Genomic DNA, 8,503 nt, shown 5'->3' with positions numbered 1-8,503 from the left:
AATCACACCTCCACAACTATTATATAAAATCAACGATTGCTTATCAACGATCACAATTAAAAACCTCGTTGATAAACAGACAAAACCTCGTTGATAAACAGACAAAACCTCGTTGATAAACAGACAAAACCTCGTTGATAAACAGACAAAACCTCGTTGATAAACTTCTATAAGCCTTGGGAGAGTAAGGCTCAAGAGGGGTCTAAAAGAGGTTTAAAAGAGGTTTATAAAAGAGGTATATAAGAGGCACTACTGTACGAGATCAAAACCTAGAATCAAAAAACACAAAGGAGTGAGCCAAAAACCAGCTCACATTAAACTCCACTCGCTACGCTTCTTGCGCCTCACTTCGTTCGTTGCCTAAAAAGGGGTGGCAAGCCACATTAATTCGGGCGCTGACGCCCCGAACCCCGTCCAAGCTGAGCCAGCTTGACCGCTTTTTCACTCGCCGTTAGGCAGGAAAGCAAAGTTTTATAGAAACTTTGGCTTTCGCCAATTCAGTGTTAAGACTGGTTTAGAGCTGTCAATTCCTTATGCTCCCACGCTACCATTGACAGCAAATAGTTAGCTTTTCTAAAACTTGATAAAGATTTAACTGCTATGTTCGTTTTTTAGGGCCTTATTTTTCGTTTCTAGCAATTTTAAGACTATTCATATACATTTATACCAAAGCAAAACAAAAAGCCCTCAGCAGGCTCTTAGAGGGCTAAATAACGAAGCCAGGACGATTAATAATATCTTCTTGTCTTTTTTGCAAAATATAAGTGTATAAGGAATCATACAAGTTCTTTTTGATCTCGTCAGGTTCATTGACAGAAGCTTCAAACAATTCTTGAATATCAACTTGCCATGGATCAGCAAGCATTTCATCAATTGGTTTTAATACTTTCTTTTCGTCAATCTTAATTACTCCTAACATCAAAATAATAATTTCAGTTCAGATACACAGTTCTTACAGTTAGTTATTCAAAATTTGTCACCAAGGTTATAAAGATTCTCTGCACAAACCACTTAAAAATTTTTGGCTTAAAACAGTATAACCTGAAACACTTTTTAAGTATTTAAACCATAACAATCTTAGTTAGGTGCAAACATAAATTGAATTAAAAATACAGTCAATTCAACAACAGCAGAAATTGATTTTATGGTTATCAGCAGACCGAGTGAAACGAGGTCAATGCGCACTTACACCCTTGACACTTGTCAAGGGTAGATTTAATACCCATCGAAATGGGTATTATTTGTATTAGAAGGCTAGCGCCAACTATAAAAAACCTAGAGTAAACCCTCAAAAACCTAGAACTGAATATCAAGATTGATCAATCACATTGCGAAGGATCCAATGACTATAAGCAAGACGAGCACTGGGAGTTATCACCCAGGGGTGATTAATTTCAAAAATTTGAATTTCAGTTGCTAAGTAAAGTGGCGTCTTACCATGATTAAAAGCAAAAACGGGTTGCGGAAAATCAGGCTTACTAGCAACTTGATGAACACTTTGACGAGAGTTCATCTGCCAACGAATTTTTAAATCTTCACGCGACAATAATTGCGGCAGCTGTGTTTTTTCAAGTTGAGCTTGTTGCTGCAACTTTTGTGTAAAGGCTTGTTTAGTCTTGTTTTGATGCCAATCATCAAAAAGATCATACTTGTTTGATTTAAAATCTAAATCCATAAAGCCAGCCTCCTAACCAAAATCAATTTTATCCAGCATCGTTTCAGTACTAGCCTGGTCTAAGCCTAAATAAGCTAAAGTCATTGCTTCACTGGAATGATTGAGCAAATTCATGACCAAACCAATATTATAATTAGATTGTGTGTAGACGCGATAAGCCCCGGTTTTGCGCATTGTGTGGGTCCCTAGATAATTAATGCCTAACAGATCACCAACCTTACTCATAATTTTGTAGAACTGTTTTTCCGTGATATGGCGCTCAGGGTGTTGAATGGAAGGAAAGAGCCACTCAGAGGCTAGTCTATGATCAAGTAGCCATTGACGGTACAATAAGAGCTCTGTTTGAACAGGTTTAAGGTACAAGGTATTAGGTTTACCAGTTTTTCGGTCGTGAATAAACGCATTTTGTTTAATAGAACCGTCCGGATTAAAAATATCGGCCTGTTTTAAGCGCATGACATCACTGACTCGCAGCAGTGTCGCTTTGCCAACTTGAAAAACTGTATAGTTACGCCGGCCAGCTTTAAAGTTGTTGAGTAAGGTATCTTGAACCTCTTTGAGAACGTTTGAATCTTTGATGGGTAAGACAACTTGTTGCATAGTTTTAGCTCCTTAAAAAATTGATTTTTAGTACAAATTAAAGTACAATATTAAGTACAATGAAAGGGTGGTAAATATGACATTAGCACTAACACAGAGCGATTTTCGCGCTAACCTAAAAAAATATTTAGATCAAGTTAATGACGAAGACGAAACCGTTTATATTGCTCGTTCAAATAGTCGCGCAGTAGCCATCGTTTCACAAGAAAAAATGGACTGGCTAGAAAGAGCATTAAAAGCTAAAGAAGGTTCGTTAGAATATGCAATTGCACGTGATCAGTTAATTAAACGCCATGTTTTACCTGACGATGAAATTGTTGAATCAGATGATGATTATTGGGGCCAGTTTAAATAATGAAAAAACTAAGATTTAAACCACGTGCAACCTTTAATGCTGATCTAAAACGGTTAGCCAGTTTAGACAAATCTATTATTGATGAAGTTCGAGCAGCCATTGACCTGTTGCTTGAGCAACAACAATTACCACCAGAATTTGAGGATCATGAACTTAATCGGCGAATGAGCGGGTATAATGAATTTCACTTACGAGATACCCCGAAAAACAAAATACCAAGCGAAACTAACGATGTCCTGGTGGTTTATACGATTGATAAAGATGAACTAGTCTTAATTGGAATTCGAGTCGGATCGCATGATCGTTTATTTCCTGGTCAAAATCGTTCTAAAAGGTATCGAAAAAATAACGAATAAAAGAAGCTATTTCTGGTATATAAAAATAAATAACCCCTAATATCTACATTATAGATATTAGGGGTTATTCTTTCAACGTTTTCGAGGGGGTATTTGTATATTATAGTCCCTTTTAGTTATATTGAATTTAAAATGCGTTGTATTTAAAACGAATAGAATAGATGATAGCAAATATAATAATAACCAAAGCTACACTAAACAAAATAGACCTTGAGCACTGTCTCCCAAACCCAGCCATTGTTTTCTAAGGATTGAGTCTTTTGGATTTTGTGCATCTATCAACTCCTTAAAGCCTCCTAGGGCGTCTAATAGCCCAGCGGGCTATAAAATGCTCTACGTCGATTTACCGTTGACAGATAGTTGAATAGCTCACTGTTAGCTAAAATATCGTTAAATGAAAAATGGAATATTTTATGGTAGAATGAATTGTCTGATGGGAAATGGAGTATTTTATGAAAAAAAATTACGTAACCGCTATAATCCCTGCTCATAATGAAGCATTAGTGATCAAAGATTGTATCACTTCTTTAATCACTAATGGATGTGATGAAATTATTGTGGCTAATGATAATAGTTCTGATGAAACATATAAGATATGTCTTGAATCCAATGTAACTGTTTTTAACACAGTTAATAATAAAGGTCGTAAGGCTGGAGCTATTAATCAAGCTCTAAAAAACTATTTGAATCCAATTGTTGATAGTTATAATCATTATATTCTAATTGTTGATGCTGATACTGTAATTTCTGAACAATGGCTTACTAAATCTAGAAATTTAATTGATTCTAATGAATTTGATGCTGTTGGATCGATATTTCATGCTGATAATAATGTGGGATATTTACGGTACATGCAATATTTAGAATGGGAACGATACGCTTCTCAAATATCTGGTTTACAAAAGGTATTTGTACTTACTGGAACAGCCTCTTTGATTCGGTTGAGTAAACTTCATGATGTTTATAAAAAAAATGGTTTTTTTTATGATGAAAATTGCATTACAGAAGATTTTGCTATGACAATTGATCTTAAAGAAGTAGGGACTAGAATGATTTCTCCTGCATCAGTCAATTGTAAAACTGAAACTATGCCTTCTGTTAAATTATTATTTTTGCAAAGAAGACGATGGTATTTAGGTGCTATGCAACAAGTATTTAGTCGTAAATTAACTAAAGTAACATCATTCTATTTATTTCAACAACTTATGTTATCTATTTCGGTAATAACATTTAGTTTAGTATTGCTTGCCGATGGATATTTATTAGCTGAACATCAAATGAAAATAAATCTATTTTGGTTATTTATTTTGTTTTTATTTATTTTTGAAAGAGTTTATACTGTTTGGAATTTGGGCTGGAAAGCACGATTTGTAGCCTTATTTTTATTACCCGAGTTACTTTACGCATATATTTTACAGATATCTTACGTAGCAGCCATGTTACAATTTTTAACACATTCCAAAGGGACATGGAATCATATTTAATATAAAAGGAGAAACATTATGTATACACCTAGTGTTCATAAAGTTGGAATCTTGACAGGAGCTTTAGGATTCACAATAAAGTCGTTAGCTGTTGTGGTTGTTGCTTTTGCATTTATAGGAATTGGAAATATAATTATTCGTAAAATGAAATCAAAAAATGATTTGTGGAAATAACTTTCTCAATTGTATTCTCAAAAAATTGTTAACGTAATCCATATTATACGAAGTGAAAAGCGCTATCCTTGAAATCATTAGGTGGGCCTAGAATAAAAAGTGTACAAGTTAAATAGAGACTCTGATTTAGTATAATTAAGGAAGTAAATTGGAGGATCAAATAATGAAGAAGCACAGTTATGACAAGGAATTTAAGGAACAGGCCGTTCAGTATTACTTAGATAACAAGGATCACATGACCATGAATGAAATAAGTAAGAATCTAGGTATTGGGGCTAGTACATTACATAAATGGATTAAGCTGTTTACTGAGACTGGGGAGTTTGGCCGTGGCTCTGGTAATTTTGCCAGCGATAAGGACAAGGAGATTGCACGACTAAAGCGTCAACTTCGTGACGCTGAAGGAGCGATCGAAGTGTTAAAAAAATCAATCGGGATTCTGAGCAAGTAACTACCGAAAAGGTATACCAAGAAATGGACGTTCAGCACGCTTTGGAATCCCACCCTTCCATCAATGGTATGTGTGATTATGTTGGAATCTCAAGAAGTGGTTACTATCAACGAGAAAAGCGTCATAATCACCAATCACCGCGAAAGCTTCGGAAGAAGTTTATTCAAGGTGAAATTAAAGCAATTTGGCTCAAAAGCCTTTGTATTTACGGTGCCGGCAAAATCACCCAAGAACTTCGCTCAAAAGAATATAAGATCGCTGAACGAACTGTTGGTAAGTATATGCGTGAACTTGGCATTCACGCCGTTTACCTAACCCCTTGGACGACTACCACTCGCAATTCTAAGTTTGATAAACAGCTAATAAATATTTTAGACGAGCAGTTCAATCCATTGCGACCAAACGCCGTTTGGTGCATTGACACCACTTATATTCCAGTTCATGACGGATTCGTTTATTTAACCAGTATTATGGACTTGTACTCCCGACGGATCATTGGTTGAGACTTATCTGAAACCTTGGAGGTATCGAATGTCATCCCACTTATTGAAAAGACTAAGCACAGTCGCCATATTAGCAAGCCATTAATCATGCACAGTGATCGTGGTAGTCAGTTTACGTCTGAAGCTTACAATCAAGTTACAGCTAACATGACATTAAGAACGTGTTTAGAATCTTTTCAAGAGTATTCGCAGGAAGGCTAAGCTAATCATCATCTTACTGGTGTTCAGCTTTCGCTCACAATTGCGCCAGAGGCGCCGATATTTTCCTAGCCAGCTAAAACTGCGTTCGATAACCCAGCGTTGCGGGGTCACTTGACCGTGCCTAAGGTCACTCTGTTTAGCAATAATGACTTCAGCGTTAATCATTGCCTGAACTGATTGAGCAAAGTTGTTACCAGTATAACCACCATCGGCCATTACTCGTTGAACCAGGTCAAACTGTGATTTGTTTAACGCCAGTAGCGCATTGGCGCCATCACGCTCAGAAACATTGGCGGTTGTCACATGGACTGCCATCGGCAGCCCATTGATATCTACAGCAAGATGGCGCTTAATCCCACTCACCTTTTTACCACCATCGTAGCCGCTACTTTCAGCAGGATCGGTATTCTTGACACTTTGAGCATCTAGAATGATGAACGATGTATAAACTGAACGCTTCTGAGCCAACCGATGTTGGCTGACAATTTTTTTAAAACCTTATCCAGAGGAGTGATACCAGCAGGAGATGGCGTTTTAGTCCAAAGTAACCAGTAATAATAGACGGTTTCCCATTTAGGAAAATCACTGGGTAAATCGCGCCAAACGCACCCATTTTTCAAGGTATAAAGCAGGGCACAAAAGATATCATATAAATCAACCTTTCTTGGCTTAGTCCGCTTACGTATGCCTTCTAGATCCGTCCGGATTAGTTCAAATTGTTCACGAGAGATGTCGCTACTATAATGGTGTGCAAAGCTTTTCATGGATTAAAAACTCCTGTTTTTGATCTAATTTAACTAAAATCAAATCGAATGTCAAAGTATCCAAACACGTTCTAAGCTATTCAAAGAAAGCTTATCCTTGGGATAATGCCTGCATTGAGTCGTTTCATGCCTTGATTAAGCGTGAATGGATAAATCGGTTTAAAATCCATTCATACTCCGAAGCTAAACGACTAGTTTTTCAGTACATTGAAACGTTTTACAACACAGTTAGAATTCACAGTCACTGTGGATTCAAATCACCAAAGCAACTTGAAGATGAGTATCAAACTCAAATTCAAAATTTAGTCGTGGCATAGGACAAAAAAGTCTCTATTTAAATTGTCTATTTTATTGACAGGGGACCAAATAATTAATTTCGAAAATAAATTTAGAATTTAGCTTAATATTACCAAAAATGCCACCAATTTTTATGGGCTTTATCTTTAGGTGTATCTTTTTGTATATTACCAGATTGAGGTACGCTTTTTTTACCTTGATTGTCATTTCTATCCTTATTTTGAATAGAGTCATTTTCAGTTGATTGAACTTTTTGATTGGATCTAGACGTTCCAACAAATTCACTTGATTTTTGCACATGTTCTTTTAATTGGCGATTTTCTGCTACTATTGCTAATTGTAATTGTTGCTGCTGATCTATCAGTTTTGTTAGATGATCTAGTTGGCGGTCTTTGCTACTTATTTGTTGGTCTTTGGTAGCAAGTTGTTTGTCACGTTGAGACTTTAAATCTTCTACTTCTCTTCTAAGAGTAGCAACCAGATCATTATTTTCTTTGCTAGTCTTTGTTGCTTTTTTGCTACCTGTTTGTTGGTTCTTTGCTACCAAAGGCTTTGCTACCTTGTCTCTAATAATCCTTTCAGCTGTAAGGCTAATCATGTTTGCACCCTGACTATCTTTTTGCTGGTTCTTTGCTGGTAGTCTTTGGTAGTGATATTGAATAGTCTGTTTAGAGACATTCAATTCATCAGCAAGTTCTCTAATAGTTTTAGGCATGATTTCCAAACCCCTTTTGGAGTTCAGCAAGTGCTTCTTTTCGTGCTTGATCTCTTATTTTTTTATCGTGCTCGGCCTGTTTATCAGCCAATGCTTGTTTCTCAGTAGAGCCTAAAGTTAGCCCCTTAACCTTGTCAATGGCGCGCCATTTTTCCTGTTCTGTTAATTCACCATTATGCTGAATGTTAAAGAGTTTTTGACGTTCATCTTGAAATTGACCTTGTGAGAAGTCGTTAGCGTCTTTCTTTTCAGGCTTCCAAGTAAAAGAATACCCAATCACTGGTTTCCCGCGGCCTTTACCATATTTCTTTCGAACAGTTAGGCCTCTAAAAAGAGGGGTCAATTCTTCTCTGATTGGTTTAAGAACGTATCTATCAACGTCTCCCGGTTTTTTCCAATAACTTTTAGGAATATCAAGTAACTCAAAAAAATCTTCTTTTGATAAAAAAGCATAACCGGTTGTTCTGAAACCTTTTAACAATCTAAAAGCGGTTTTAGCATAACTGCTTCGAAGATCTCTAAATTCCGCTAAAGCATATCTAACCCACGTGTCTAAATTATTAAGAAGTGGCAAAGCATCTTTATATACTTCAATATCTATATAAGGTGAATCAGCTTCACCAACAATTCTGAATTTAGTAAACATAACAAACATTTCCCTATTTAATCCAGATTTACTACGTCTTCCAAAATGAAGTCCCATTAACTTTTCATAAGTTCTTTGAATATCATCTTCAAAGCGATTATTTGCAGTCGGTTTATAGTTGCTCAAATCTTTAAGTTGTTCAAAAGAAAATCTAACTGTCTGATCTCCCTTATCACGCATACGAGAAATAATTGAAAAAAATAGATTCATTTCAATAGGGGTGAATTTACGTAACGGAATGGTATTAAGTTCAGGATCATATTTTATAAGTTCATTGCTCAT

11 protein-coding genes and 2 pseudogenes are annotated in these 8,503 nt (G+C 36.1%); 7 read left to right on the top strand and 6 right to left on the bottom strand.

Translation table 11 applies throughout. From position 1 onward, the window contains the following. Positions 1-706: 706 nt before the first annotated feature. The 3 genes from AB3219_RS11190 to AB3219_RS11180 form a co-directional block, all read right to left on the bottom strand. Positions 707-919: a hypothetical protein gene (locus AB3219_RS11190; RefSeq protein ID WP_010625629.1), complete on the bottom strand. Its 213-nt coding sequence runs from the start codon at positions 917-919 to the stop codon at positions 707-709. A 390-nt stretch (positions 920-1,309) separates the two neighbouring features. After that, entirely contained in the window at positions 1,310-1,675 is a 366-nt protein-coding gene (locus AB3219_RS11185; RefSeq protein ID WP_054646963.1) for a hypothetical protein, read from the bottom strand. A gap of 12 nt (positions 1,676-1,687) precedes the next feature. Continuing rightward, entirely contained in the window at positions 1,688-2,275 is a 588-nt protein-coding gene (locus AB3219_RS11180) for a site-specific integrase (RefSeq protein ID WP_112278730.1), read from the bottom strand. 76 nt (positions 2,276-2,351) lie between these two features. Between AB3219_RS11180 and AB3219_RS11175 the strand changes: the two genes are divergently transcribed. The 6 genes and pseudogenes from AB3219_RS11175 to AB3219_RS11150 all read left to right on the top strand — a co-directional run. After that, positions 2,352-2,630 carry a type II toxin-antitoxin system Phd/YefM family antitoxin gene (locus AB3219_RS11175; RefSeq protein ID WP_003586674.1) on the top strand — a complete coding sequence of 93 codons (279 nt, stop codon included), beginning with the start codon at positions 2,352-2,354 and terminating at the stop codon, positions 2,628-2,630. Next, positions 2,630-2,986 (top strand): type II toxin-antitoxin system YafQ family toxin, encoded by a 357-nt coding sequence (locus AB3219_RS11170; RefSeq protein WP_023061894.1) that lies wholly within the window; start codon positions 2,630-2,632, stop codon positions 2,984-2,986. The genes AB3219_RS11175 and AB3219_RS11170 overlap by 1 nt, the downstream gene beginning before the upstream one ends. A gap of 452 nt (positions 2,987-3,438) precedes the next feature. Next, positions 3,439-4,470, top strand: a complete 1,032-nt coding sequence (locus AB3219_RS11165) for a glycosyltransferase family 2 protein (RefSeq protein ID WP_233736258.1) — start codon at positions 3,439-3,441, stop codon at positions 4,468-4,470. 18 nt (positions 4,471-4,488) lie between these two features. Then, complete coding sequence (locus tag AB3219_RS11160) at positions 4,489-4,644, top strand: hypothetical protein (RefSeq protein ID WP_233736257.1); 156 nt, start codon at positions 4,489-4,491, stop codon at positions 4,642-4,644. Between the two features lie 163 nt (positions 4,645-4,807). Then, positions 4,808-5,095, top strand: coding sequence for a transposase (locus tag AB3219_RS11155; protein WP_233736256.1), 288 nt, complete (start codon positions 4,808-4,810; stop codon positions 5,093-5,095). A 23-nt stretch (positions 5,096-5,118) separates the two neighbouring features. Then, positions 5,119-5,754: pseudogene (locus AB3219_RS11150) on the top strand (IS3 family transposase); the annotation flags it as partial. 9 nt (positions 5,755-5,763) lie between these two features. Here the strand turns inward: AB3219_RS11150 and AB3219_RS11145 are convergent. After that, positions 5,764-6,563 (bottom strand): IS5 family transposase gene (locus AB3219_RS11145; RefSeq protein WP_088899809.1). Its coding sequence is split into 2 segments (ribosomal slippage): positions 5,764-6,293 and positions 6,293-6,563, totalling 801 coding nucleotides; the frame shifts between segments, so codons are not numbered across the junction. 71 nt (positions 6,564-6,634) lie between these two features. Here AB3219_RS11145 and AB3219_RS11140 point away from each other — a divergent pair. Next, positions 6,635-6,880: pseudogene (locus AB3219_RS11140) on the top strand (integrase core domain-containing protein); the annotation flags it as partial. Positions 6,881-6,969: 89 nt separating this feature from the next. On the opposite strand, the gene AB3219_RS11135 reads toward AB3219_RS11140, so the two are convergent. Together AB3219_RS11135 and AB3219_RS11130 are read right to left on the bottom strand one after the other, a co-directional pair. After that, positions 6,970-7,575, bottom strand: a complete 606-nt coding sequence (locus AB3219_RS11135; RefSeq protein WP_233736255.1) for a DUF536 domain-containing protein — start codon at positions 7,573-7,575, stop codon at positions 6,970-6,972. Next, positions 7,568-8,503: replication initiation protein (locus tag AB3219_RS11130; RefSeq protein ID WP_233736254.1), on the bottom strand; the 936-nt coding region annotated here is incomplete at its 5' end. The genes AB3219_RS11135 and AB3219_RS11130, both read right to left, overlap by 8 nt.

The organism is Pediococcus ethanolidurans (assembly GCF_964062635.1).
Classification (GTDB): domain Bacteria; phylum Bacillota; class Bacilli; order Lactobacillales; family Lactobacillaceae; genus Pediococcus; species Pediococcus ethanolidurans.
The sequence above is the reverse complement of the archived record's forward strand: the minus strand, read 5'-3'. Positions and strand labels throughout refer to the sequence as shown.

Coding starts and splice junctions, on each gene's coding strand:
- AB3219_RS11190 (WP_010625629.1), bottom strand. CDS start 919: ATGTTAGGAGTAATTAAGATTGACGAAAAGAAAGTATTAAAACCAATT.
- AB3219_RS11185 (WP_054646963.1), bottom strand. CDS start 1,675: ATGGATTTAGATTTTAAATCAAACAAGTATGATCTTTTTGATGATTGG.
- AB3219_RS11180 (WP_112278730.1), bottom strand. CDS start 2,275: ATGCAACAAGTTGTCTTACCCATCAAAGATTCAAACGTTCTCAAAGAG.
- AB3219_RS11175 (WP_003586674.1), top strand. CDS start 2,352: ATGACATTAGCACTAACACAGAGCGATTTTCGCGCTAACCTAAAAAAA.
- AB3219_RS11170 (WP_023061894.1), top strand. CDS start 2,630: ATGAAAAAACTAAGATTTAAACCACGTGCAACCTTTAATGCTGATCTA.
- AB3219_RS11165 (WP_233736258.1), top strand. CDS start 3,439: ATGAAAAAAAATTACGTAACCGCTATAATCCCTGCTCATAATGAAGCA.
- AB3219_RS11160 (WP_233736257.1), top strand. CDS start 4,489: ATGTATACACCTAGTGTTCATAAAGTTGGAATCTTGACAGGAGCTTTA.
- AB3219_RS11155 (WP_233736256.1), top strand. CDS start 4,808: ATGAAGAAGCACAGTTATGACAAGGAATTTAAGGAACAGGCCGTTCAG.
- AB3219_RS11135 (WP_233736255.1), bottom strand. CDS start 7,575: ATGCCTAAAACTATTAGAGAACTTGCTGATGAATTGAATGTCTCTAAA.